Source organism: Janthinobacterium aestuarii (assembly GCF_051380835.1).
Lineage (GTDB): Bacteria > Pseudomonadota > Gammaproteobacteria > Burkholderiales > Burkholderiaceae_D > Janthinobacterium > Janthinobacterium aestuarii.
Genome location: NZ_JBNYXU010000014.1, coordinates 1 through 22,990, shown reverse-complemented (window position 1 = coordinate 22,990; position 22,990 = coordinate 1). Strand labels below are relative to the sequence as shown.

Genomic DNA, 22,990 nt, shown 5'->3' with positions numbered 1-22,990 from the left:
CGCTTGCTTAGCTCATGTGCTGTCCGCCATTGATGGCGATGTTCGCGCCCGTCACAAACGCGGCCTCGTCCGACGCCAGGTAAGCGACCAGGGCCGCCACCTCATCCGGCTCACCCAGACGGCCCAGGGGAATTTGCGGCAGGATCTTCGTTTCCATGATATCGGCCGGCACGGCCGTCACCATCTGCGTGCGCAGGTAGCCGGGCGAGACCGTATTGACGGTGATGCCATGTCGCGCCACTTCCAGCGCCAGTGCCTTGCTGAAACCATGCACACCCGCCTTGGCGGCCGCGTAGTTGCACTGGCCAAACGCGCCCTTCTGGCCATTGACGGAAGAGATATTGATGATGCGGCCCCAGCGGTTAGCCAGCATCGGTTCGAGCACCTGCTTGCTCATATTGAACAAGCTGTCGAGATTGGTGCGCATGACCTCGGACCAGTGCGGCAACTCCATCTTGCGCATGCTCTGGTCGCGCGTGATGCCGGCGTTGTTGACGAGCACGTCGATGCGGCCGAACTGCGCCAGCACGCTGGCCACGGCCTCGCTGCAGGCAGCGAAATCCGTCACGTCGATGGACAGCGGATGGAAATAATACTGTTGAGCCTGCTGCTCGTCGAGCCAGCTTGCCACCCGCGCATTGCCCGGCGTATGCGCGGCCACAACGGCAAAGCCCGCCCCATGCAGGCGGCGGCACAAGGCCGTGCCCAGGCCGCCCATGCCGCCCGTGACCAGCGCTACCTTTTGTTCCTTCATGACTGTCTCTCCCGCTTGTTATGGTTGTTCTGCGTGGCATCGAGTGTAGGAGCAGTTTTTGTTGCCAACCTTGCGCCAGATCAACTGCTCAGTCTGATGCAGTCGTGCGCGGCCGGCACCCCGGACTGTGCCAGAATGGCCGCTACTGCACAGCGAGAGGACAGGCCATGACGTACAAGACCGTATTGCTCCACATCGACGACAGCGCCGGGCGCGCCGCCCGCATCGAAGCGGCGGCCAGCATCGCCCAGGCTTGCGGCGGCCACCTGACGGGTGTGGCGCTGACGGGCGTATCGCGCCTGCTGTACCAGAACCAGCCCGACCTCGATGCCGACCCGAACCTGAATTTGCACCTGAACTTCCTGCGCGACCGGGCCACGCGCGCCCTCGACGGTTTCGAGGCGCAAGTGCGCGCGGCCGGCGTCGCCTCGTTCGAACAGCGCGTGCTCGACGACGAGGCGGCGGGCGGCATCAGCCTGCTGGCCCGCTACGCGGATCTGGTCGTCATCAGCCAATACAATGCCAAGGATAAATCGCCGTCCGTGATGCGCGACTTTCCTGCCTACGTGCTGCTGCATTCGGGACGTCCCGTGCTGATCGTGCCGTATGCGCCGCCGCTGCCCCTGCTGGCGCCGCCGGCGGCCGCGCGCAATGTACTCGTTTCCTGGAACGCCAGCAAGGAAGCGAGCCGCGCCGTGAGCGCCGCCCTGCCCCTGCTGCAGCGCGCTGGCCAAGTCCACGTGGCCATCTTCGACGCACAGGTGCATGCCGCCGAGCACGGCGAACAGCCGGGCGCGGAACTGACGCAATACCTGGCGCGCCACGGCGTGGAAGCGCGGCTGCATTTGCTCGATGGCGGTGGCGTGCGGCGCGGCGATATCGGCGAAGCGCTGCTGTCGCAGGCGGCCGACCTGTCGGCCGACTTGCTGGTGATGGGAGCGTATGGCCATTCGCGCCTGCGCGAAACCATCCTCGGTGGCGTCACGCGCACGATTCTGCAAAGCATGACGATCCCCGTGCTGATGGCGCACTAGGGCGTATTGAAAGCGGCGGGCTAGCCGCCCTGCCAGGGCTGGCTGCGGATCTTCGCCACCTGGCGCTGCGCCAGCCACTGCCACAGCTGCAGCGCGTCGTCCTGCGGCAGGGCCGACATGTGGCGCGGGCCGGCCAGGGCGATTTCGCAATCGCGGTCCGACCATTCCTCGAAAGTGACTTCGCCTCCGCTAGCGACCTCGACCTGATACATCAAACCGTCATCGTAACCAAAACGCAACAGGACGGCGGCCGGGCTGCCATCCTGCGCCACGGCTCCGCCGCGGTAAACCTCGGCCAGCGCATCGGCCAGCTGTGCCGGCGAGGGCGCGCAGATGTCGCGCCCATCGGCCCGTGTCAGAATGAACCATGCCTGTGTCATGACGCGACCTCCTATTCATACCCGTTAGCATGCGAGGCAAGTACTACAGGCAGTCACCTTGGTCCAGTGTCACTTCGGGCGCGCGGAAACTATCCCTGTCGGCATTGTTTACCAATAATTACGAATACTAACAAGGATCATACCTAAATTTCATGCAGCGCGGAATTTATGCCTATTCCGCGGCTGGCGCGCCAATTCACGCCACCAGCACGGGTATGCTGAGCGGATCGAAATCCAGCCAGTCGCCATTGGCGATCGTGCCTTCCGCTTCCTCGATATGCTCGGCGCCCAGCCGGTGCAAGGTCTCGAGCGCCCGTTCGCGCTCGTCAGGGCCACCGAGCGCCACGGCGATCAGCATGCCCGGATGACGGGGCTGGCGGCGGTTTTCGCCATTCCCCTCGCCATTTGCTTCGGGTTCGCCCGCGTCCTTCATTTTATTGAAACTGTAGAGCGAGCCCACGTGGGCGCCCACGAGCGCCCCCACCACCGGGCCCAGCGGCCCCATCGCCAGGGTGGTGGCCGCGCCGATGCCCGCACCGACGGCGGCCCCGACGGCCACGCCCTCCACCACGCCTTCGGGCGTCTCCTTCGCGCCCGGCGACGTGTCGCGGTCGCCGCCGAGCGCGTGCAGATCATGCTGACCCGGCTGGTTGACAAAGAAGGCGCTGATGCGGCTGTCGGGAAACCCCGCCTGGTTCAGGGCCGCGCGCGCGGCGTCGATCTGCTCCTGCAACTGAAAATGACCTGCGATGATGCGTGACATGGTACGGCCCTCCTGGTCGGCTGCTGGCGCACCGTGCGCCGCTACGATAGCGTGCGCCGGACGGCGCCAGGATACCGTTCGCTTACGCACACAGTTACGCACACAGCCAATCAATCATGCGGCTGCGCCGAACGGGCTGCGGATATCGGACAGGAATTGTTGTGCGCGCGAAACCCATTAGGTGTTCTAAGGCGCCAGCGCCTTCGTCTCGCCGCCAAGGCGGATGATCGCCGCTTTCGCCCCCACGGCGCCCGGATAGCGGGGGTCGAGCCGCAGCGCTTGCCGGTAGGCCTCGACGGCCTGCGGGTGCAAGCCTTGCTCGACATAAAACTCGGCCAGGCTATCCTGCAGATTCGCGTCGCGCGGATGCAGGTTGACGGCCGCTTGCAGCACGGCCATGCCTTGCGCCACGGCGCCGCTGCCTTTCAAACGGTAAGCTTCCAGGTTCAGCGCCGCCGGGCTGGCCGCACCGAGCGGATCGCGCTCCAGCGCCAGGCGCAGGGCGCCGAGGGCCGCTTCCGTCTTGCCGGCGCGCAGCAGGATCAAGCCCTGCAGCGCATGCGCGAGGTCACTGAGCGGATACAGTTCCACGGCCAGGCGGCTGGCCGCCAGCGCCGTATCTGTCTCGCCACGCGCGGACGACGCTTGCGCCAGTTCCTGCAGTTCGGGCACGAAATCGGGATAGGCGCGCTGGCTGCGGAAGGCCGTACGCAACTGGCTATCGAGCGCGGCGATGGAAGCGGGTGCGGCCGGCCAGGCGATAACGGCCGTACGGTCCCAGCTGTCGGCCAGGGCCACGATGGCTTGTTCGAAAGCAGGATCGAAACGGGACAAGGCGCCGGCCTTTGTTCCTTGCGACAACAAGACATAGTCGCGCGCAAACGCCAGCGCGCCGCCGCGCGCGTATTGATTCAAGTCGACGCCCGACTCGCGCAACTGCCTGGCCATGCTGGCGCCGGCCGTGAGAAACACGCGGCCGCCTGCGGGATGGCGGGCCGCGTCGATGTAGGCGCGCGCCGCCCTGGCATCGGCCGCCAGCGCTTGCCGGTTGATTTGCAGGAACGCTTCGCGCGTGGCGGCCACATCGGCATACGGTTGATCCGTGCGCTCGGCATACGCCCTGCCCTCCTCGAACAAGCCTTGCGCCACCTGGTACGCGCGCTGCGCGCCCGCATCGGCGATATACGTGTTCAGCTGCCACGGTTCGCCCGTGACCACCTCGAACAGGCGCTGCACGAACGCCTCGGGATTGACGCGCTCGAGATTGGCGGCGACGGCAATGGTGAGCTTGCGCGAGGGGAAGCTGTACAGATAGGTGACGGTTTCCGGCTGCTGGCCGCTATGGGCAATCGCGTAGCGCCCGCCCGTCGAGAGGACTTCCCAGCCCATGCCATAGTCCGTCAAGCGGCCGGCGCGCGTGGCCATCGGCTGCACCATGGCGGCCACGCTGGCCGCCGACAGTATTGTGCCTTCGTGGACGCCCCTGCCGAACGCCAGCATGTCGGGCACGCTGGCGCGCGTGCCGCCGGCGGAAAAGCGGCTGCTGATGTCGACGAATTCCGCATTCTTCAACTCCTTGCCGGCCAGCCGGTAGCCGCGCACGCGATGGGCGATCACGGCGTCCGGGTCATCCATCACGATGGTGTCCATGCCCAGCGGCCCCCACACGTGGCGCCGCATGTAGCCGCCATAGCTTTCGCCCGAGGCGCCCTCGATGACGGCGCCCAGCAAATTGTAGCCATAGCTGGTGTAGCGGAAGCGCGTGCCCGGTTCGGCGATCAGGTCGAACTGCTCGAAGACGGCGATGGACTGGCGCGTATCCTTGTGCTCCTTGAAGTGCTGCTCCGCCTTGCTGTTACGGTAGGCATCGATGCCGCCCAGGTGGCCCAGCAACTGGCGCACCGTCACGGGAAACGGTTTGACGGGGAAGTACGGCACATAGGTTTGCACGGGTGCATCCAGGTCGATCTTGCCCTGTTCCACCAGTTGCAGGATGGCCACCGCCGTCATGGGCTTGGTGACGGACGCCAGCCGGTAACTGGACCGGGGCGTGGCCGGCACGCGGTTTTCCAGGTCCGCATAGCCATAGCCTTTGACCCATTCCACGTCACCCTGGCTGAAACCGACGGTCACACCCGGGATGCGTGCCTTGTCCATGCGTTGCGCCACCCAGCCGTCGAAGTCGGCCAGGCGCGCGGCCAGCGCAGGAGCGGGAGCGGAAGCGGCCTGCGCCACGCCGCAGAACAGCGCCAGCGCGCCGGCGAAACAAGTCTTGCTTTGCATAGTCATGATTCCATGGTGAGGGCCGTGTCCACAGCACGGCGCTGATGCATGGTAAGTGTCTTTCATACACCGTTGGCGGGCCGTGCACGAAATGCACGTGGCCCGCACGAACGGCACCGGCAATGATGAAAATGTTGCAAAGGGTTGGCAAATGAGCAGCTACAATGCCCGCCATGCCCTCCTGCTTCCGCTACCTGCTGCTGTGCTGCCTGGCCTTGCCCTCTTTCGCCATGGGCATGGACAGGCTATCGCTGGCCGAAGGCTGGCGCGCCTGCGGCACAACGCGCGCCACGCCCGCCGCCTCGCTGTACCAGCTGCTCAAGCCGGGCCAGCTGCTGTGCGTCGAGCGCGACATCACCGTGGCCGCCACGCCCTCGTCGACGCAGCTGCTGGTGCTATCGGCGCTGGCTTCCAGCGAGGTCTGGCTCGATGGCAGCTTGATCGGCAGCAATGGCCAGCCGGCCCGCCAGGCCAGCGTGGAACGCGCGGGCGACATCGATTTCGCCATCCACCTGACGCCACGGCAGTTGTCCATGGGCACGCACCACCTGCGCCTGCTGCTGTCGACGCAACAGGCACCGGCCCGCCTGGCGTCGCCGTTGTATGCACTGTACCTGGTCGACCGGCAAGACTACCGCGCGGCGCTGGCCTGGTACCGGCTACCGCCACTGCTCTTGGCGGGCGCGCTGAGTGCCGTCGCCCTGCTGTTTCTCGCCTTGACGGCGCTATACCAGCGGCAGCGGCACTGGGCCATGTTTGCCGCGCTGTGCCTGGTGGCGGCGCTGCTGCTGGTGGTGGAACTCTGGCGCAGCGTTGCCGGCTATGCCTATCCCATGCATTTGCCGCGCCTGTACGCCGTCAGCGCCCTGACCTGGCTGTTTTCCGCCTTGCTGGCCCTGTATTTTTATACGGCATACCGGCTGCCGCGCTGGCCGCTGGCGGCGGCCCTGCTGCTGACGGGCATCGCGCTGGCCGGCGCGCTGCCCGCGCATTTCGACTCACGCTGCTGGTCGATGTTTTTGACGGGCCTGGCAGCAAGCCTGGCGCTCAACCTGGGCGCCCTGTGGCGCCGCCTGCCGGGCAGCCGCGGCGGCACCTTGATCGCGCTGGCCTCGTGCGCCCTGTTCCTGCTGACGGGCAGCCAGTTTGCCGAAGGCGGCTTTGCCCTCGTCGTGTGCTTCTTGCTGCTGCCCCTGTGCGCGCAATTGCTGGCGCAGCTGCTGCGCGAACGCAGCAAGGCGGCACGCGCCCAGCAGCTGGAAAACCAGCTCTTGCGCAAAAGCATGCAACCGCATTTCCTGATGAATTCCCTCAGCCTGATCAGCGAGCTCAACGCGCAATCACCGCAGGCAGCCGAAACCTTCATCGAGGCGCTGGGCGCCGAATTGCGCATGCTCAACGAATTTGCGCAGCAGCCCAGCATTGCCCTGACGCAGGAACTGGCCCTGTGCGAGAACTACCTGAGCATCATGGGCACGCGGCTGCAGCAGCCGTGCAGCCTGCAGCTCGAAGGCGAGGCGGCAGGCATCACCGTACCGCCCGCCATCCTGCTGACGGCGCTGGAAAATGCGTTCAGCCACAACCGCTACCGCCACGGCGCAACCTTTATCCTGCGCATCGCCGAACATGCGCAAACGCAGGTGCTGACCATGGTCTTGCCCGAAGGCGAGGCACGCCAGCATGCGGGCGGCGGCGTGGGCGAACAGTACATCCGCGCCAGCCTGCGCGCCGTGTTCGGCGATGCGGCCCGCTATGAGCGTGAATATGCCAGCGAACAGCAGCAGGCGGGCTGGCGCCTCACCTTTACCTTGCCGGCGGCGCCATGAATGTGTTGATACTGGAAGATGAACCGCTGATCGCGCAAGGCCTCGAACGCGAGGTGCGCGCGCATTTCGGCGCGCGCCTCAGCAATCTCGTGCTGCATGACAATGTCCCGCAAGCGCTGGCCGCGCTGGCGCAGGAACAGGTCGACTTGCTGCTGCTGGATTTGAACCTGCATGGCGCCGACGGCTATGACTTGCTGCGCCTGGCCCATACAGCCCCGTTCCAGACCATCATTGTCTCGGCCCATGCGGAACGCTCGATCACGGCCTTCGAGTTCGGCGTGCTCGACTTCGTTGCCAAGCCTTTCAGCCGCGAACGGCTGCACAAGGCGCTGCAACGCTATACGGGGCGGCATACGGAAGTGGCCTCGCTGGCCGTCAAGAAACGCGGGGCGCTCGAATGGATCGCCATGGCCGACATCGACCATGTGCAAGCCGATGGCCACTACAGCAATATCGTGCTGCGCAGCGGAGAACAGTGTTTTCATGACCTGGCCATCGACAAGCTCATGGCCCTGCTGCCGCCCCACTTCCTGCGCGTGCACCGCTCCTACATCGTCAACAGCCTGGGCTTCAAAAGGCTGCAGATCGCGGCGGGCGGCAAATACGCGCTCGACACGCAAACCAGCACGGGCATCCCCGTGTCGCGCAGCAGCTATCCCGCGCTGAAACAGCGGCTGCTGGGCTGAACGCTTACCAATGTGCCGCGTAGTTGGGAAACGGCGAGGCCATGTGCTCGGGTTCCACGGGCGGCGCCATCCAGTCGCGCGGGTCGACCTTGTAGTACTGCACGAATTGCGCGTACAGTTCTTCGTGGTGCTCGGCCATCTGGTACGGCTTTTCAAAGAAGGTTTCCGTGGCCACGGCAAAGAATTCGGCGGGATTCGTGGCGCCATAATGGTCCATCACGCTGTGCTGCCGGTAGATGGCGTCGTGGCGCAGGTTGTCGAAGTCGCGCGACAGCACGGTGGCCCAGCTGCGGTAGCTCGACACGCTGGGCAAATACGGCGCGCCATTCGCGGCGCCCGATTCACTGTCGAGCTGGTGGGCAAATTCATGCAGCACGACATTGTGCCCATCGGTCCAGTCGGCCGCGCCGCGCTGCACATGGTCCCAGGCCAGCACGACTCTGCCATCGCCCCAGGATTCGCCCAATAGCCCATTGGCCGATGGCGTGACCACGCCGCCCGGCCCCACTTCATCGCGCGTGACGATGAATTCCGTGGGATACACGAGGATGGTGTCGAGTTCCGGATACACCTGCGTCTGGCGGTTCAGCAACAGCAGGCAAGCCTGGCCGGCGATGGTATAGCGCATCTCGTCCGTGACCTCGAGGCCGCCGCAACCGACGAATTTCTTCTGATACAGGAATTGCACGACGAGACGACGCAACTGCTCCTGCAGCGCCGCCGGCATGCGCGGATACACGGGGATATTCTTTTCCAGCACGGCCAGGCCTTCCGGCGGCAAAGGCCTGGCCAGAGCCCGCTTCAAACGCCAGCGGGGAAACCACAGCGAAAAGACGATGGCAGCCGTGACGATGGCGATCCACAGCAGCGGATTCATGCGAAGTCCCGTTTCAGGCAAAGCAGTGGCGGACACGATAACGAGGCGGCGTAGGCAGACAAGGACAAGCTCCTTCAGGTGAACCCGCGCGTTGCGGGCAGCAGTCCAGTCCACATGGGGATGCTTGCAGTCTTTTCAATCAGACGACATGAAACGGCCTGCCCCAACGCCAAAAGCCGGGTTGCGACCCGGCTTTCATTACAACGTCACAACGCCTGACAAAACCGTCAGCTATTACTCGGCCGACTTTTGCTGCGGCGCACCGAACAGCGCGGCGACGAGCGGATCGCGCGTCACGGGACCGCGGTTGACGCGGATGGCGTAATGCGTGTCATCGGCCAGGATGTGGAAGTGACGGCCGCTGCCTGCCATGCTTTGCTCGCGCAGGCCGGGACGGTCCTTGCGTGGTGGCGCGCCTTCGCGTTTTGGCTGGACGATGGCGGCCAGAAAGGCGCGCACGCGCTCAGGATCCGGCGTCAGCTGGTACACTGCCTTGCCCAGGTAGGTGGCGGTGCCTTCGATGTAGCGGGCCAGTTCGATCACGCCCGCTTCGCGCAGGTCGCGGATGTATTTGCGGGCGCCCGATGGCGAAAACTTGAGGAACCAGGCAATTTCGTCGGCCAGCATCTCGTGCAGCGACAATTCGCCGATCAGCTTTTGCATGTTTTCGATGCGGCGCAGGGTGGCCGACGTCGAACGCACGCGCTCGATCGGTGCCATGGAAATGGGATTCATGCGTTCCGGGGGGATGGGTGCTGCGCGTTCTACCATTTGCGAGCCTTTTTCGGGGCTACGAAGTTCCTGGTGCGCTGCCTTTAATTCGCTCTTCACGTGAGACTGAGTCATTGCATGCATTTGAATACTCCTTTTAAACGATTGCCGGTAGCCCGGATTGTTAAGTTCTTGGCAATTTTTATACCAGAACGCCACGAATCCTGAGCGTCTGGGCACAGAATGCCATCCCGTTCCTCACTGGTCTGTGCGTTAACGAACATTAGAAGCAAGAAAGTGAAAAATATTGCCTTGTCGAATTATTTCTCTCAGTGCATCTATAAAAGACATTTAAAAACCCTGCGCTCGCATACGCGCACAAAGTGAAATAGCGAACAGAAGCGTCGGCATCCTTGCAATAAATTCAAGCTTCGCGCGCGGCACCCGCCGCCCGCATCGCGCCAATCTTGATACTTTGCAAAGGAACCATCATGAATATGCCCAGTCTGCTGGCCGCCGCCGCCCTGATCACCTTGTCCGCCTGCAAAAAACCGGCCGACGCGCCGCTGCCCGAAACGGCACCCAACCCCGCTTCCGCACCCCAAGTGATGCCGCCACCCGTCACGCCAGCCACGCCGGAAGCGGGTCCTGGCAGCACGACGCCGCCTGCCCCGCTGACGGACCCGGCCACCGCGCCGGCCCTGCCGCCCGCCACGACGCCAAAGTAAGCCCGGCAGACGGAGCCCATCCATCAGGCGCCCGCGCGGCGCCGCCCCTACTCCACGGGGGAGTTACGCGTTGCCAGCCTGTTTGCAACGCGTTTTTTTACGATTGGAGTCGGTCGCGCCATGAAGGTTCACCTGCTCCGAGCCCGCAAGCCGATACCGAGCCCGCCCGCCAAAATGCGGCAATCCGCACAGTCTTTCCCCTCCACGTGCGGAAAGGCGGAATCTCGCCATTTTCCAATTTCAATAGATTCAAATTAAACCTTTATAAACAATCACTTGCAATAAGCGCCAAAATGCGCTCCACTGGCACGAAAGATGCTTTTATATTTTTATAGCCACCAGCAGAGCGGCGGCATGACCCACTATATAAAAACCATCTACCTTTTGGAGACAACAGCATGGCAAGCACCTTCCGCATCTCGTCCTTCCTCAACACCAAGGCATTGGCCGTGGCCGTCGCCCTGGCCGCGCAATTCCCGCTGGCCGTCCATGCGGCCGATACCGTACGCCTGGGCAACCTGAAATTCGCCCATTACGGCGCCGTCGCCTACATGAAGGAAATCGCGCCGAAATACGACCTGAAGATCGAAGAGCGCATCTTCGCCAAGGGCCTCGACATCGTGCCGGCCATGATCGCCGGCGAAATCGACGTGTCCGCCAGCGCGCTGGAAGCGGCCATCACGGGCCGCGCCACGGGCTTGCCCGTGTACCTGGTGGGCGGCTTCGCCAAGGGCGGCGTGCAGATCGTCGGCCGCCCCGACCTGAACATCAAGGGCATTGCCGACCTGAAAGGCAAGAAAGTCGGCGTCACGCGCGGCGGTCCGCAGGAAATCCTGCTGTTTGCCGAATTGACCAAGGCCAAGCTGACCTGGTCCGACAAGCCGGGCAAGGACGTGCAGATTCTGTACATGGGCTACCCGGACTTGAACCAGGCGCTGCTGACCAAGGATATCGACGTCATGAGCCAGTCCGAGCCGTACTCGACCCAGGCCATCCACAAGAAATACGGCGCGGCCATCCTCAAGCCCTACGACACGCCGCTGGGCGAGCCCGTGCGCGCGCTCGTGATGACGGAAAAAATGTACAAGGAAAAGCCGGCCGTGGCCCAGCGCTTCATGGATTGCTTCGTCGCCGCCACGCGGGCATTTTTGGCCGACCCTAAACTGGCGGAAAAATACGTGCGCGAATCGATGTTCAAGAACCAGATCACCACCGACGATTACCGCGACGCCATCGACAACGCCATCTTCACGGAAGACATCACGCAAAGCCACGTGCAGCTGACCACAGACTACATGGTGAAATTCGGCGTGGGCCGCATGGCCAAAGCGCCTGCCGCCAAGGATTGGGTCAAGCTGGATCTGCTGGAAAAAGCCAAGAAGTCCTACGCACCTCGCTAATCTGAAAGTGTCACGATGAATATTCAAATGATGAAACGCTTCGCGCACGGCGCCGCCGTGCCCGTTGCCGTGCTGCTGCTGTGGCAAGCCATGTCCACGTTCGGCTGGATCAACCCGCAAATCCTGCCCTCGCCCGTCGCCGTGGTCGTGAAATGGTATGAATACCTGATTCCCATGGAAGCGTACACCCCCGAAGCGGGCAATTACCTCGTGTGGATGTTCTCCGGCGAATTGCCGCACGACGCCTGGGCCAGCCTGTCGCGCGTGCTGGGCGGCTTTGCCATCGGCGCCGGCCTGGCCTTGCCGCTGGGCTTGCTGATGGGTACCAACAAGACCATCTATAAACTGTTCGACCCGCTGGTGCAGGTGCTGCGCCCGATTCCGCCGATCGCCTACATTCCGCTGGCGATCTTGTGGTTCGGCCTGGGCAACCCGCCCGCCTTCTTCCTGATCAGCATCGGTTCCTTCTTCCCCGTGCTGATGAATACCATCGCCGGCGTGCGCCAGGTCGACGGCATCTATATCCGCGCCGCGCGCAACCTGGGCGCCAGCCAGATGACGATGTTCCGCCGCGTCATCCTGCCGGCCGCCACGCCGTACATCCTCGCTGGCGCACGCATCGGCATGGGCACGGCCTTCATCGTCGTGATCGTCGCGGAAATGATCGCCGTCAACAGCGGCCTCGGTTTCCGCATCCTGGAAGCGCGCGAGTACTTCTGGTCCGACAAGATTATCGCCGGCATGTTTACCATCGGCCTGTTCGGTCTGGCCATCGATATCGCCATGAATGCCCTGAATAATCATTTGCTGCAGTGGCACCGCGGCCTGGAACACTAAGAGGAACGGCCATGACCACGATCAATATCAATGCAGTCAATAAAATCTTCACCACGGGCGGCGCGGACGTCATCGCCCTGAAGGACATCAACCTGGAAATCGCCAGCGGCGAATTCATCTGCCTGCTGGGACCGTCCGGCTGCGGCAAGTCGACCCTGCTCAACGCCATCGCCGGCTTTTCGCAGCCGACGTCGGGCCAGATCCTGGCCGGCGGCAAGCTGATCACCGAACCCGGTCCCGACCGCGGCATGGTGTTCCAGGAATACGCGCTGTTCCCCTGGATGACCATCGAGAGCAATATCGCTTTCGGCCTGGAAATCGCCGGCAAGACGCCGGCCGAGATCAGGGAACGGGTCGACATGCTGCTGAGCATGCTGGGCTTGACGGAATTCCGTGCCCGCTACCCGAAAGACTTGTCTGGCGGTATGCGCCAGCGCGTGGCAATCGCCCGCGTGCTGGCCCTCGATTCGCCGATCATGCTGATGGATGAACCGTTCGGCGCGCTGGATGCCTTGACGCGGCGCAACCTGCAAGATGAATTGCTGAAAATCTGGAAAGTCTTCGGCACCACCATCGTGTTCGTCACGCACTCGATCGAGGAATCGATCTACCTGGCCGACCGCACCATCGTCATGACCTACCGTCCCGGCACCATCAAGCGCGACGTGGCCATCGACCTGCCCCGCCCGCGCGACCCGAGCGATCCCGAGTTCAACCGCCTCAAGCGCATGCTGGGCGAGATGGTGATGGAAGAGCAGCAGCGTCATCACAATGCGGAAACGATGGCGAGCACGGCTGATTAAATAATGGGGTCAGACCCGCCGGGTCTGACCCCAGATTGCCACAAACAAACACACGGAGCACCATGGCATTCGGCAAATGGCCCCTGAGACCCGCGCTCGCCCCCCTGCTGGCCGTGGGGTCGCTGGTCGTGCTGACGTGGGCGTCGTATGCCTGGGTCAAGCAGCGCCAGCTCGACGAATTGCACCGCACCTTGGATTCGCGCGCGGAACTGTATGCGGCGTCCATCGGCGGCGCCCTCAACAAATACGAATTCCTGCCCCTGGCCGTGGCCCAGAGCGATGCGGTGGGGCAATTGCTGGAGCAGCCCAGCGCCGACAAAGTCACGCAAATCAACGCCTACCTGGTCGACATGAACCGCCGCGCGGGCGCCTTTGCCGTCTACGTGCTCGACGACAAGGGCACGACCCTGGCGTCGAGCAACTGGCAGGACCGCAGCTCGTATGTGGGCGTCAACTATGGTTTTCGTCCCTATTTCAAGAACGCGATCGCGGGCGGCATCGGCCGCTTTTACGGTATCGGCTTTTCCACCTTCGAGGCCGGCTATTTCATTTCGCAGCCCGTGCAGCGCGACGGGCGCATCATCGGCATCGTCGCCGCCAAGGTCAACCTGGACTGGATCGAGCAATCGTGGCGCACGCCCGGCGCAGGCGAGCAGATCTGGGTCAAGGATGCGAATGGCGTGATCATCCTGGCCACCACACCGGCCTTCAAGTTCAAAACCCTGGCCCCGCTGTCGCCGGACGCCAAGAAAGACATCAGCGAACAGCGCCAGTTCCTGCAAGAAAATCTACCCATCCTGCCGCACCGCGTCAGCCGCCAGTTTGCCGACGGCGCCAGCGTGATGACCCTGGAACGTCCGCAGACGGGCGACACCCCCGCCCTGTCCGGCAGCGCCGACTACCTGGCCGTGAACCGCGCGCTGGGGCCGCTGCAATGGCAGATCACGGTGCTGGCCGAACTCGACCAGGTCAATGCGGCGGCGCGCAACGCGGCCATCGCCGCCGCGCTGGGCTGGGCCTTGCTGCTGCTGGCCCTGATGTATGCGCGCCAGCGCCGGCGCCGCATCGCCGACAAGCTCAATGCACAGCAAACCCTGGCACGCGCGTATGAACAGCTGGAAATCAAGGTCGAGCAGCGCACGGCCGACCTGGTCCACGCGAACGGGCGCCTGCAAGCCGAGGTGACGGAACGCGAACGGGCCGAGCAGACCCTGCGCTATGCGCAGGCGGAACTGGTGCAAAGCGGCAAGCTGGCGGCCATCGGCCAGATGGCGGCCGGCGTCACGCACGAGCTGAACCAGCCGCTGGCCGCCCTGCAAACGTTTTCCGACAATGCCAAGGTGTTTCTGGCGCGGGGACAGATCGACGATGCGCTCGACAACCTGTCGACCATTTCCGACCTCGTCAAGCGGCTCGGCTACGTCACCTCGCAACTGAAAGGCTTTGCGCGGCGCAGCGACGATGCGCGCAAACCCGTCAGCGTGCGCCAGGCGTTCGCGCAAACCATGCTGCAAATCCGCACGCGCAAAAACTCGCAGCGTTTGACCCTGCATGAAAGCTGGCTGGAGGACGACATCATCGTGCTGTGCAACGCCATCGGCCTGGAACAGGTGTTTACCAACCTGATCACCAACGCCATGGATGCCGTGCCGGAAAACGAACCCGTGCAAATCTGGTTCCAGGTGCGCCGCGAAGGCAGCCTTGCCGTGCTGCATATCACCGATAATGGCCCCGGCATCCCGCTGGCCTCGCTCGACAAGATCTTCGACCCCTTCTATACCACCAAGGAACACGGGCTGGGCTTGGGATTGTCGATCAGCGCAGGCATACTGCGCGCTGCCGGCAGCGCCCTGGCCGTGCGCAACCGCAGCGCACAGGAAGGGGGCGGCGCACAATTTACCATCACCCTGAGCTGCGACCCGGGGGGGAGAGACAAGGAAACATCTGATGCACGAGAATAATTTTGAAGGCATGCAAGTGCTGCTGGTGGAAGACGACGCCGTCGTGCGCAAGGGCGCCCGGCAATCGCTGGAACTGGCGGGCTTGCAAGTGACGGCCGTCGCCACGGCCGAGGAAGCGCTGCCCTATCTGGTGCCCGAATTTGCGGGCATTTTATTGAGCGACATCAAGCTGCCGGGCATCGATGGATTGAAACTGCTCGATATCGCCGTGGCACAGGATGCCAGCCTGCCCGTCATCCTCGTCACGGGCCACGGCGACGTGTCGATGGCCGTGGATGCCATGCGTCGCGGCGCCTACGATTTCATCGAAAAACCGTTTTCCGCCGACTTGCTCGTGGAAGTGTGCCGTCGCGCCCTCGACAAGCGCCACCTGGTGCTGGAAAACATGAACTTGCGCCGCCAGCTCGAGCAGCGGGTCGGCATCGAAGCGCGCATCGTGGGCCGCAGCGCCGCCATGGCCAAGGTGCGCCAGCTGGTGCTGAACCTGGCGCCGAAATCGGCCGACATCATCATCCTCGGCGAAACGGGGACGGGCAAGGAACTGATCGCCCGCTGCCTGCACGACTTCAGCGAGCGGCGCGACCATCCGTTCGTGGCGATCAACTGCGGCGCCCTGCCCGAATCGATCTTCGAATCGGAACTGTTCGGCCACGAGGAAGGCGCGTTTACAGGCGCGCAGCGCCAGCGCATCGGCAAGATCGAGTACGCGAACGGCGGCACCCTGTTCCTCGATGAAATCGAAAGCATGCCGCTGGCCCTGCAAGTGAAACTGCTGCGCGTGCTGCAGGAGCGGCAAGTCGAGCGGCTCGGTTCAAACAAACTCATTTCCGTCAATTTCCGCGTGATCGCCGCCGCCAAGGAAGACTTGAATGTACTGGCGGAACAAGGCAAATTCCGTCCCGACCTGTATTACCGCCTGAACGTGGCCAGCCTGACTTTGCCCGCCCTGCGCAACCGGCGCGAGGATATCCCGTTGCTGTTCGAATTTTTCGTGCTGCAGGCAGCCCTGCGCTACGGCCAGCCGGCCGCCCTCGTCAGCGGCGAACTGATCGCGTCCCTGATGGCGCAGCGCTGGGCCGGCAATGTGCGCGAGCTGCACAACGTGGCCGACCGCTTCGTGCTGGGTCTGCTCGACGACACCCTGAGCCCGGCCGGCTGCCGCGAAGCGTCGCTGGCCGAGCAAGTGGACACGTTCGAGATTTCCATCATCGAGGAAGCCTTGCGCCGCCACAACGGCAACGTCATCGACGCGGCGGCCAGCCTGAATATTCCCAAGAAAACCCTGTACGACAAGCTCAAGCGTTTCGACATTTCGACCGAGCAATTCCGCTGAAGCCTGCGCCACGGCCAGCCATGCACCCACAGCCGCGGGCGGCGCGCTCCTACTTGCCGCCCTGCCCGCGCGTGCCAGAATCGGTACTCCACTTCCTGCCACGAGAAGGAGTTCCCATGAAACCATCTGCATTGATGCTGACCGCCCTGCTGCTGGGCAGCGCAGCCGCCCTGGCTCAGGCGCAATCGACGGGCAATAGCAATACCACGGGCAACACCGGCAACACTAGCACGGCGCCCCAGCAAAATACGCGACAGGACGACACGACGGCGCCGAGCAAGCATGACAAGAAACAGCAAAAGAAATCGGGCAAATCGCGCAACAACGATACGGGACAATCGACCAGCGCGGGACAGTCCACCAGCGGCACCAACTCGGGTGGCGGTACCCCGGGCAGCGCCGGCCAGTCCGCAGGCAACGCCGCGCGCAGCGGCACGCAGAACATGAACGGCAATACGGGCGGCACAGGCACGTCGGGAACTTCGGGCACGTCAGGGACGTCGGGGACTTCCGGCAATACCGGCAACTCTGGCACGTCGGGCAACACCGGCAACACTGGTCACTCCGGCACCACGGGCAACACGGGCGTGGTGCCGCCGCGCCAGCCCGGCCGCTAAGCGCCGGCAACGCGGCACGGGATAGCCATGACGGCGCTGCAGGCCGCGCTGCTGCTGCACGGCCTGCTGGGCGGGGCCGACGTCATCCTCAACCACGAGCTGCTCGTGCGGCTGCCGTCGCGCCCGGGCGCGGCCGCCGAGCAGGGCCTGCACAGCGCGCGCGAAATCATCTTCGGCCTGCTGTTTCCCTCGCTGGGTCTGTTCAGCTGGCATGGCTGGCTGGCCTGGTGGCCCGTGGCACTGCTGCTGGCGGAGATACTGGTCTCGCTGCGTGACACCGTGGTCGAAGGCGACACGCGCCGCTTGCCCGTGCCCGAACGCATCCTGCACGTCTTGCTGTTCATCAACCTGGGCGTGATCGCCACCTTGCTGATGCAAGCGCTGCCCGGCTGGCTGGCGCTGCCGGCCGTCATGCAGGCCCTGCCGCCCGGCGGACCCGGCCAGTGGCTGGCCGCCATGGGCGCCATCACGCTGGCATGGTCCGTGCGCGATGGCCTGAGCGCGCGGCGCCTGCGCTTGCGTGCGGGCCAACATGCGTGAACACTGGCAATATACTCACACGCGCATGCGGCATATTCCTACTTGGATACAACCGCACGCATGTGACAATCGAGTCTCGACAGCAACTTCCAACTTTCTACACAGGACACGCACCATGAAAACTCCCGCTCTCTTGCTGGCCGCCACCCTGATGACCGTTGGCGGCGCCTGGGTGCAAGCCCAGTCGACGACGAATCTTAACCAGACGGGCAACCACACCAACAATGCCAGGGACCCGGGCCAGCAATCGGATGCCTCCGACAAGCTCGACAACAAAGGCAAGCTGGTCCACGACGGCAAGGCCAGCAAAACCCGCACGGACAAGCGCACGCGGCGCGGAAAGCCTCCGGCGAATGCCGGGGACAAACCGCACAGCGGCACGCCCACCGAGCCGCCAGCATCCACGCCAGCCGTGCCCAGCATCCCCATCGCCCCAACGAAATAGTGTCTGCGCTGCGCCACGTTACTTTCAAGCACGCTATCATCGCGCCTTTACAAGATAGCCAGGAAGACAATGAAAGCAGCATGGTGTGGCATGATGGCGGCAGGCGTTTTGGCGGCCGCGAGCGTACAGGCGGCGCCCACGGTGGGCGAGTGCATGGAACTGACGACGGGCATCAAGTTCAGCAAGAACAATGGCGATGCGCAAGTCAACGTCGAGGAACTATTCGAGGGCAAGAAACAAAAGGGCACGCAACTGATCCTCAACGGCGGCGTGCTACTGGCCACGTCCTACCAGGACATCCGCGATGGCCAGGTATTTCTGACAGGCAACGTCCACTACAATGAAGACGGCACCGTGCGCAGCAAGAACGTCTACACGGCGCAGTCCGCCATCCCCGCCAACATGCGCCCCGGCCAGGAAGTGCGCGTGCAATTGTCGGACACGCAAACGAGCACCCACTACCCGCTGGCGGGCCTGTCCGACAAGATCACCACCTCGACGCGCACGGATGAGCGCAATGTCTCCATCACCTTCCTGGGCTGGGAACGCCTGGAACTGGGCGGCCGCCGCTTCCCCGACGCCTGCAAGTTCGAATTGCATGACATCGGCGGCAAAAGCAAAGGCAAAAGCGGCGAATACGTATGGTACGCGCAGGGTTTCGGCGTGATCATGACGGACAAGCTCGACAAGAATGGCGACGTGCAGCCGGCGTACCGGATTGCGCTGACGAAGATCATCAGCGCCCCATAAGGCGGTTCTCTTTCCGCAATGCTTGCGTAAACGCAATTAATCCACCGTCCCGCCCCTCTACACTGTCCTGTCTGGTCAGCATGGAGCGGCGATGGCGTATCCCAAACTTCCCTACACCAGCGGCAAGAGTAGCGCCCTGCTTCATTGTGGCCGCATCAACGACGCCATCGTGCGCATCCGCCCCGAGCTGCCCGGCAACGTCATCGTCATCCATGGCGTCAACGACGTCGGCACCAGCTTTGGCGCCGTGGAAAAGGGACTCTGCCAAGGACTCGATGCGCGCATGTACGGCGGCGGCCACGTGTTCACCCCGGCCGCCTACCGCCTGCCGCAGGAGGCCGACAAGCGCGAAGTGATCGCCGATCCGGACGCCGTCTACTTCAAGCGCCAGCCTGATGACACCACGTACAGCCCCGTCATCCCGTTTTACTGGGGCTTTCGCGAACGCAGCAACGCCAGCAAAGTGGTCAACGGACAGAACACTGACCGCTACGGCAACCGCCTGGACAAGGATATGTCGAAGAACGGCGGCCCCTTCGGCAATGCCACCAATACCCTGCCCGACATGTGGAACAAGGGATTATTCTCTCCATACGACGTGGGCGGCGATCCCGTACGCCCGCTGATGACGGCACCGGGCCGCATGTACATGGTACTGGCCGCCAAGCGCCTGGCGGCCCTCATCGCGATGATCCGCGACTACGACAGCAACGACGTGGTCTCCATCGTCGCACACAGCCAGGGCTGCCTCATCTCGTTGCTGGCACAAGCCTTCCTGCTCGACGAAGGCAAGCGGCCCGCCGACACGCTGATCCTCACGCATCCGCCCTACAGCCTGGTGGAAGACACGACGATGTTTTTCGGCGCGGCGGAATCGAGCCGCATCTTTGGCGGCGGCAGGGATGCCGCGATGGAAGACCAGTACGATGTCATCAACAACCGCCAGACCCTGCATGCGCGCCTGCAGACGCTGGCGCAGATCGTGCAAGGCGTGGCGGCCAAAAAGCACGCCACACCCGCCTTTGCGCACATCAAGGATCACAACATCTGTCATGGCATGGCAGGCGCGGCATGGCGCGCGGAAGCGGACCGCGACAACCGGGGCAAGGTCTACCTGTACTTCTGCCCCGAAGACATGACGGTGGCGCTGGATAATATGCAGGGCATCGGCTGGCAGGGCATACCCGACCACATCGACGGTCATGGCCTGTCCAAAACCAAGAGCAAGACGGACAAAGGCATCTGGGGTGATGGCCCCACCTACTGGGACAAGGAATCCCAGCACCGCCAGCCGCTGGTAGAACTGGGCAAAGGGTTTTACCAGCGCGTGTTTACGAACAAACAGCGCCCCGATGCGGCCGGCAAAAACAGCGGGCCGGTGCTGGTGGGCCTGCCGCCGCACGACTTCGCCCTGCGCCTGGAAGGCGAGGACGACCATGCCCACGTGGCCGGGGCCAACCGGGGCCACCGCGGCAACCATGACGAGGCACAGTGGCCGCCCGTCAAACCCGGCAAATGGAATATCTTTTCAACGGAAGCCCGACGCCGCGAAGGCGTGCGCACGATCAATGGCGAAGCGCTGCGCGTACCCATGAAAGCCGTGCTGGACGGCGGCGAGATCCGCCCTGGGCAATTCCCGATGGATACCGACCAGGTCAAGCTGCCGCGCGACCAGCAAGGACCGTGCGAGGAAGTCGATCCGATCGACGCGGCCATCGCGGTGACCAGCAAGAAAGGTTTGCGGATGCGCAAGCAGGAAATCATCGCCGACCCACGCCCCTTGCAGCACCGCATCCCCGAATACGGCGTCGGCATGTTCGGCTCGGGCCAGCGCGATCAGGTGGAAAAGGCCTTGAACCTGCGCAAGGAAGCGGACGACCAATGCAAAATCGACCGCGTCTCGCGCCATCCGGGCGGCGGCGACAAGTTGCTTGTGAACCGCGAAGAAACCCCGAACGAGGCGCGCAAGCGCTGGCAAAACGAGGTCAGCCCCAAATCCTTCCACGGCGCCATCATCGGCAACGCGGAAAATCATCGCAACGTGACGGCGTATGACGTGGCCATCGGTGGCGGCAAAGCGAGCAGCGATCCGAAGTTTTACCGGTATTTGTGTGCGGTGGCGGATTGGCGGTTGAAAACAGATGACAAAATACCGCGTCCATCCATATTGAAATGGGATACCTTTGCAAAAAATTTCGCAGTCTACTTGTCTGCCGAGCCTGCGGCGCGTAAAGCGATCATCGTAGGTAATGCGCGCTATTACAGTTCGGGAGAGCTTCCTGCTTGTATTCCCGCCTTACATGCAGGCCTGCCTTCCACCGTTGTATGTGAAACAGTCAACGGCAGGCGCACCGAATCGGTCATGACGCCAGTCGTCCACAAGTCAAGCGACGATATCCCGAAATGAAAAGCTCATTTCCACGCTTGCGATATCCACTCGGTGCAGCCTTCATCGCGCTGGCAGTGCTTGGGGCTTTGCTGATCAGTCCATCACCTTTCTTATTGGAGCCCACAATGAGCAGCAAAATATGGTGGTACCTGCAATGGCTGTTGCTCATCCCACCCGTTGTAGCTGCCACATTGCTCGGTTCTCGCTGGCTGCATTCGTCCAAGCCTGTGGCCGTCGCAAAACCACAAGTGCAACTGGCGGCACCCACCGAGCAGGAGAAACGCGAGTATGTGCTGGAAGTCATCGGCCTCGGCGTCACCTTGGACAAGTATCGCCAGGGCAAGCTTTGGGAAGCCCTACAAACTGGAAACGCTTATACCAGCATCCGCGAACAAGATAAGAGGAAATATCCATGGAGCAGCCTGGACAAAGCAGGCACCAGTGGAGGGCGTGCAGGCGACTCACTCGAAAATGGCGCGCTGAATACGCCAATGTATTTTGCCGTACCCATATTTAACGCCGAAGGCCCCATTGCAGATCCTGCGCTGCAAGATACACCACACTCGCCCATTATGGGTCTGGCAGGCAGCACCGCCTCTTCCGGCATGCACTGGCTTCTATTTGTGGCCGGGCCACGACGCTTCGCAGAACACCCCGAGCATATTCTAGAAGATGTTTTCGCATTTTTTGACGCCCATCCTGACGTGCCATACGTCATCCTGAATTCGCATGATGGCATGGAATCGCGCGATATCAATCGCAGTCCCAACACTCCTGAATTGCTCAAAGATGGCTACTACATCCCCGAAATGCCCGACGCCTCCGCCATGTTCGTCCTGGCGCGGCGCGAGCGCATCGACGCCGTGCGGAAGTTTGCGTATGACGATGCACCGCCCGAGGACAGCGTCGATGACTTGAATACCTACGGTGTGGCGCGGCGCTTGTATCTGGCGTATGACGAATTGATGCGGGCCGTGCCGCACCCGCGCAAGAAGGAAGACCCAACTGTCTTCACCCAACGCCAGCCCAGCATCGCCGAATGGCTTCCCGTTGCCGCGCAATTCGCGCAGCGCCCCGACATCCGCGGCACGGGCAGCTTCAGCATGGTCGACAGGCTCAAGCAAAAAACGTATCACCCACCAAAAGACTGGCAACCCACGCCCTGGCTTCCCCTGCCCTTCAACAAGGAGCAGCTGGCGCAACTGGACCGCCTGCCGACCTTCGGCTTCATCCACCGGCCCACGTTTGTCAAGATGAAGGATGAACACGGCAAGCCGCTCACGCGGCGCGACCAGCGCGAACTAGCCTTGCAGACGGGCTGGCAGCAAGCCTTGCGCAGCTTGCCGGAAGCCGAGCGTCCCGCCGCGCCGGCGCGCCTGGTCGCTGCCACCGGCGGCAATCAGGCGCAGCTGCTTGCATTGCACAAGACCGTGCTGAAACATGCGGAAAATGGCGGTACGGAACTCGACAGCGGCAACACGGCGCAATGGATAGACACGGACCAGCGCCTGGGCAATACGGGTGCGGCCACCCTGTTCGTGCAAATGGCCATCGGCGTGATGGGCAGCTATCGCGATGGCGGCGTCAGCGCGGTGGTGAACTTGCGCAACCCGGACGAAGCGACCATCGTGCTGGTCAGCCCGCCGTCGGATGAAAAGCGCCGCACGCAAAAGCATCCGCATGGCGGCGATGTATTGCGGCACTACGTCACGCCGGCCATCGACCCGGCGAATTATCCATCGAACTGATTATTTTTGGCTCTGTCATCGGCAAGTAGGGGAATGCCGGAATTTTCCCTTGGCAGTGCTGTCTGACTCTGCATATCAATCACGCAGGGAGCAGATCATGCGGCCAGCTGAATGGATCACCTTGA

At 63.1% G+C, this 22,990-nt stretch carries 21 protein-coding genes; 15 read left to right on the top strand and 6 right to left on the bottom strand.

All coding sequences use genetic code 11. From position 1 onward, the window contains the following. Positions 1 to 7 precede the first annotated feature (7 nt). Positions 8 to 754: an acetoacetyl-CoA reductase gene (phbB, locus tag ACQ4WO_RS27175; protein WP_436484011.1), complete on the bottom strand. Its 747-nt coding sequence runs from the start codon at positions 752 to 754 to the stop codon at positions 8 to 10. 167 nt (positions 755 to 921) lie between these two features. On the opposite strand from phbB, the gene ACQ4WO_RS27170 reads away from it, so the two are divergent. Next, the gene (locus ACQ4WO_RS27170; RefSeq protein ID WP_436484010.1) at positions 922 to 1,788 is read left to right on the top strand and encodes a universal stress protein; all 867 of its coding nucleotides are present in this window, start codon (positions 922 to 924) and stop codon (positions 1,786 to 1,788) included. A gap of 20 nt (positions 1,789 to 1,808) precedes the next feature. Here the strand turns inward: ACQ4WO_RS27170 and ACQ4WO_RS27165 are convergent, their stop codons facing one another. From ACQ4WO_RS27165 to ACQ4WO_RS27155, 3 genes are all read right to left on the bottom strand, one after another. Beyond that, positions 1,809 to 2,168 carry a hypothetical protein gene (locus ACQ4WO_RS27165; protein ID WP_436484009.1) on the bottom strand — a complete coding sequence of 120 codons (360 nt, stop codon included), beginning with the start codon at positions 2,166 to 2,168 and terminating at the stop codon, positions 1,809 to 1,811. A 196-nt stretch (positions 2,169 to 2,364) separates the two neighbouring features. Further along, positions 2,365 to 2,931, bottom strand: coding sequence for a glycine zipper domain-containing protein (locus ACQ4WO_RS27160; protein ID WP_436484008.1), 567 nt, complete (start codon positions 2,929 to 2,931; stop codon positions 2,365 to 2,367). Positions 2,932 to 3,117: 186 nt separating this feature from the next. Beyond that, a complete protein-coding gene (locus ACQ4WO_RS27155; protein WP_436484007.1) occupies positions 3,118 to 5,214 on the bottom strand; it encodes a serine hydrolase domain-containing protein in 2,097 nt (698 codons plus the stop codon). Between the two features lie 164 nt (positions 5,215 to 5,378). Here ACQ4WO_RS27155 and ACQ4WO_RS27150 point away from each other — a divergent pair, with 164 nt between their 5' ends. Both ACQ4WO_RS27150 and ACQ4WO_RS27145 read left to right on the top strand, forming a co-directional pair. Then, the gene (locus ACQ4WO_RS27150; RefSeq protein WP_436484006.1) at positions 5,379 to 7,040 is read left to right on the top strand and encodes a histidine kinase; all 1,662 of its coding nucleotides are present in this window, start codon (positions 5,379 to 5,381) and stop codon (positions 7,038 to 7,040) included. Continuing rightward, positions 7,037 to 7,726, top strand: a complete 690-nt coding sequence (locus ACQ4WO_RS27145; RefSeq protein WP_436484005.1) for a LytR/AlgR family response regulator transcription factor — start codon at positions 7,037 to 7,039, stop codon at positions 7,724 to 7,726. Before ACQ4WO_RS27150 ends, ACQ4WO_RS27145 begins: the two co-directional genes overlap by 4 nt. A 4-nt stretch (positions 7,727 to 7,730) precedes the next feature. Here ACQ4WO_RS27145 and ACQ4WO_RS27140 read toward each other — a convergent pair whose 3' ends face one another. Together ACQ4WO_RS27140 and ACQ4WO_RS27135 are read right to left on the bottom strand one after the other, a co-directional pair. Further along, positions 7,731 to 8,603 carry a M90 family metallopeptidase gene (locus ACQ4WO_RS27140; protein WP_436484004.1) on the bottom strand — a complete coding sequence of 291 codons (873 nt, stop codon included), beginning with the start codon at positions 8,601 to 8,603 and terminating at the stop codon, positions 7,731 to 7,733. A 234-nt stretch (positions 8,604 to 8,837) separates the two neighbouring features. Beyond that, complete coding sequence (locus ACQ4WO_RS27135) at positions 8,838 to 9,338, bottom strand: winged helix-turn-helix domain-containing protein (protein ID WP_223278908.1); 501 nt, start codon at positions 9,336 to 9,338, stop codon at positions 8,838 to 8,840. 467 nt (positions 9,339 to 9,805) lie between these two features. On the opposite strand from ACQ4WO_RS27135, the gene ACQ4WO_RS27130 reads away from it, so the two are divergent. From ACQ4WO_RS27130 to ACQ4WO_RS27075, 12 genes are all read left to right on the top strand, one after another. Continuing rightward, on the top strand, positions 9,806 to 10,042 hold the full coding sequence (locus tag ACQ4WO_RS27130; RefSeq protein WP_128140000.1) for a hypothetical protein: 237 nt from the start codon (positions 9,806 to 9,808) through the stop codon (positions 10,040 to 10,042). A gap of 398 nt (positions 10,043 to 10,440) precedes the next feature. After that, positions 10,441 to 11,442: an ABC transporter substrate-binding protein gene (locus ACQ4WO_RS27125; protein WP_436484003.1), complete on the top strand. Its 1,002-nt coding sequence runs from the start codon at positions 10,441 to 10,443 to the stop codon at positions 11,440 to 11,442. A gap of 27 nt (positions 11,443 to 11,469) precedes the next feature. Then, positions 11,470 to 12,279 (top strand): ABC transporter permease, encoded by an 810-nt coding sequence (locus ACQ4WO_RS27120; RefSeq protein WP_370385376.1) that lies wholly within the window; start codon positions 11,470 to 11,472, stop codon positions 12,277 to 12,279. An 11-nt stretch (positions 12,280 to 12,290) separates the two neighbouring features. Then, positions 12,291 to 13,082: an ABC transporter ATP-binding protein gene (locus ACQ4WO_RS27115; protein WP_100876234.1), complete on the top strand. Its 792-nt coding sequence runs from the start codon at positions 12,291 to 12,293 to the stop codon at positions 13,080 to 13,082. Positions 13,083 to 13,144: 62 nt separating this feature from the next. Then, positions 13,145 to 15,043 (top strand): sensor histidine kinase, encoded by a 1,899-nt coding sequence (locus ACQ4WO_RS27110; RefSeq protein ID WP_436484002.1) that lies wholly within the window; start codon positions 13,145 to 13,147, stop codon positions 15,041 to 15,043. Then, positions 15,030 to 16,376 (top strand): sigma-54-dependent transcriptional regulator, encoded by a 1,347-nt coding sequence (locus ACQ4WO_RS27105; RefSeq protein ID WP_436484001.1) that lies wholly within the window; start codon positions 15,030 to 15,032, stop codon positions 16,374 to 16,376. The genes ACQ4WO_RS27110 and ACQ4WO_RS27105 overlap by 14 nt, the downstream gene beginning before the upstream one ends. A gap of 116 nt (positions 16,377 to 16,492) precedes the next feature. Next, complete coding sequence (locus tag ACQ4WO_RS27100; protein ID WP_436484000.1) at positions 16,493 to 16,993, top strand: hypothetical protein; 501 nt, start codon at positions 16,493 to 16,495, stop codon at positions 16,991 to 16,993. Positions 16,994 to 17,020: 27 nt separating this feature from the next. After that, a complete protein-coding gene (locus tag ACQ4WO_RS27095) occupies positions 17,021 to 17,533 on the top strand; it encodes a hypothetical protein (RefSeq protein WP_436483999.1) in 513 nt (170 codons plus the stop codon). 115 nt (positions 17,534 to 17,648) lie between these two features. Further along, positions 17,649 to 17,978: a hypothetical protein gene (locus ACQ4WO_RS27090; RefSeq protein ID WP_436483998.1), complete on the top strand. Its 330-nt coding sequence runs from the start codon at positions 17,649 to 17,651 to the stop codon at positions 17,976 to 17,978. A gap of 69 nt (positions 17,979 to 18,047) precedes the next feature. Next, complete coding sequence (locus tag ACQ4WO_RS27085) at positions 18,048 to 18,728, top strand: hypothetical protein (RefSeq protein ID WP_436483997.1); 681 nt, start codon at positions 18,048 to 18,050, stop codon at positions 18,726 to 18,728. 91 nt (positions 18,729 to 18,819) lie between these two features. Next, complete coding sequence (locus tag ACQ4WO_RS27080) at positions 18,820 to 21,135, top strand: T6SS effector phospholipase Tle3 domain-containing protein (protein ID WP_436483996.1); 2,316 nt, start codon at positions 18,820 to 18,822, stop codon at positions 21,133 to 21,135. Further along, a complete protein-coding gene (locus tag ACQ4WO_RS27075; protein ID WP_436483995.1) occupies positions 21,132 to 22,865 on the top strand; it encodes a type VI lipase adapter Tla3 domain-containing protein in 1,734 nt (577 codons plus the stop codon). Before ACQ4WO_RS27080 ends, ACQ4WO_RS27075 begins: the two co-directional genes overlap by 4 nt. The last annotated feature ends 125 nt before the right edge of the window (positions 22,866 to 22,990 follow it).

Coding starts and splice junctions, on each gene's coding strand:
- phbB (WP_436484011.1), bottom strand. CDS start 754: ATGAAGGAACAAAAGGTAGCGCTGGTCACGGGCGGCATGGGCGGCCTG.
- ACQ4WO_RS27170 (WP_436484010.1), top strand. CDS start 922: ATGACGTACAAGACCGTATTGCTCCACATCGACGACAGCGCCGGGCGC.
- ACQ4WO_RS27165 (WP_436484009.1), bottom strand. CDS start 2,168: ATGACACAGGCATGGTTCATTCTGACACGGGCCGATGGGCGCGACATC.
- ACQ4WO_RS27160 (WP_436484008.1), bottom strand. CDS start 2,931: ATGTCACGCATCATCGCAGGTCATTTTCAGTTGCAGGAGCAGATCGAC.
- ACQ4WO_RS27155 (WP_436484007.1), bottom strand. CDS start 5,214: ATGCAAAGCAAGACTTGTTTCGCCGGCGCGCTGGCGCTGTTCTGCGGC.
- ACQ4WO_RS27150 (WP_436484006.1), top strand. CDS start 5,379: ATGCCCGCCATGCCCTCCTGCTTCCGCTACCTGCTGCTGTGCTGCCTG.
- ACQ4WO_RS27145 (WP_436484005.1), top strand. CDS start 7,037: ATGAATGTGTTGATACTGGAAGATGAACCGCTGATCGCGCAAGGCCTC.
- ACQ4WO_RS27140 (WP_436484004.1), bottom strand. CDS start 8,603: ATGAATCCGCTGCTGTGGATCGCCATCGTCACGGCTGCCATCGTCTTT.
- ACQ4WO_RS27135 (WP_223278908.1), bottom strand. CDS start 9,338: ATGAATCCCATTTCCATGGCACCGATCGAGCGCGTGCGTTCGACGTCG.
- ACQ4WO_RS27130 (WP_128140000.1), top strand. CDS start 9,806: ATGAATATGCCCAGTCTGCTGGCCGCCGCCGCCCTGATCACCTTGTCC.
- ACQ4WO_RS27125 (WP_436484003.1), top strand. CDS start 10,441: ATGGCAAGCACCTTCCGCATCTCGTCCTTCCTCAACACCAAGGCATTG.
- ACQ4WO_RS27120 (WP_370385376.1), top strand. CDS start 11,470: ATGATGAAACGCTTCGCGCACGGCGCCGCCGTGCCCGTTGCCGTGCTG.
- ACQ4WO_RS27115 (WP_100876234.1), top strand. CDS start 12,291: ATGACCACGATCAATATCAATGCAGTCAATAAAATCTTCACCACGGGC.
- ACQ4WO_RS27110 (WP_436484002.1), top strand. CDS start 13,145: ATGGCATTCGGCAAATGGCCCCTGAGACCCGCGCTCGCCCCCCTGCTG.
- ACQ4WO_RS27105 (WP_436484001.1), top strand. CDS start 15,030: ATGCACGAGAATAATTTTGAAGGCATGCAAGTGCTGCTGGTGGAAGAC.
- ACQ4WO_RS27100 (WP_436484000.1), top strand. CDS start 16,493: ATGAAACCATCTGCATTGATGCTGACCGCCCTGCTGCTGGGCAGCGCA.
- ACQ4WO_RS27095 (WP_436483999.1), top strand. CDS start 17,021: ATGACGGCGCTGCAGGCCGCGCTGCTGCTGCACGGCCTGCTGGGCGGG.
- ACQ4WO_RS27090 (WP_436483998.1), top strand. CDS start 17,649: ATGAAAACTCCCGCTCTCTTGCTGGCCGCCACCCTGATGACCGTTGGC.
- ACQ4WO_RS27085 (WP_436483997.1), top strand. CDS start 18,048: ATGAAAGCAGCATGGTGTGGCATGATGGCGGCAGGCGTTTTGGCGGCC.
- ACQ4WO_RS27080 (WP_436483996.1), top strand. CDS start 18,820: ATGGCGTATCCCAAACTTCCCTACACCAGCGGCAAGAGTAGCGCCCTG.
- ACQ4WO_RS27075 (WP_436483995.1), top strand. CDS start 21,132: ATGAAAAGCTCATTTCCACGCTTGCGATATCCACTCGGTGCAGCCTTC.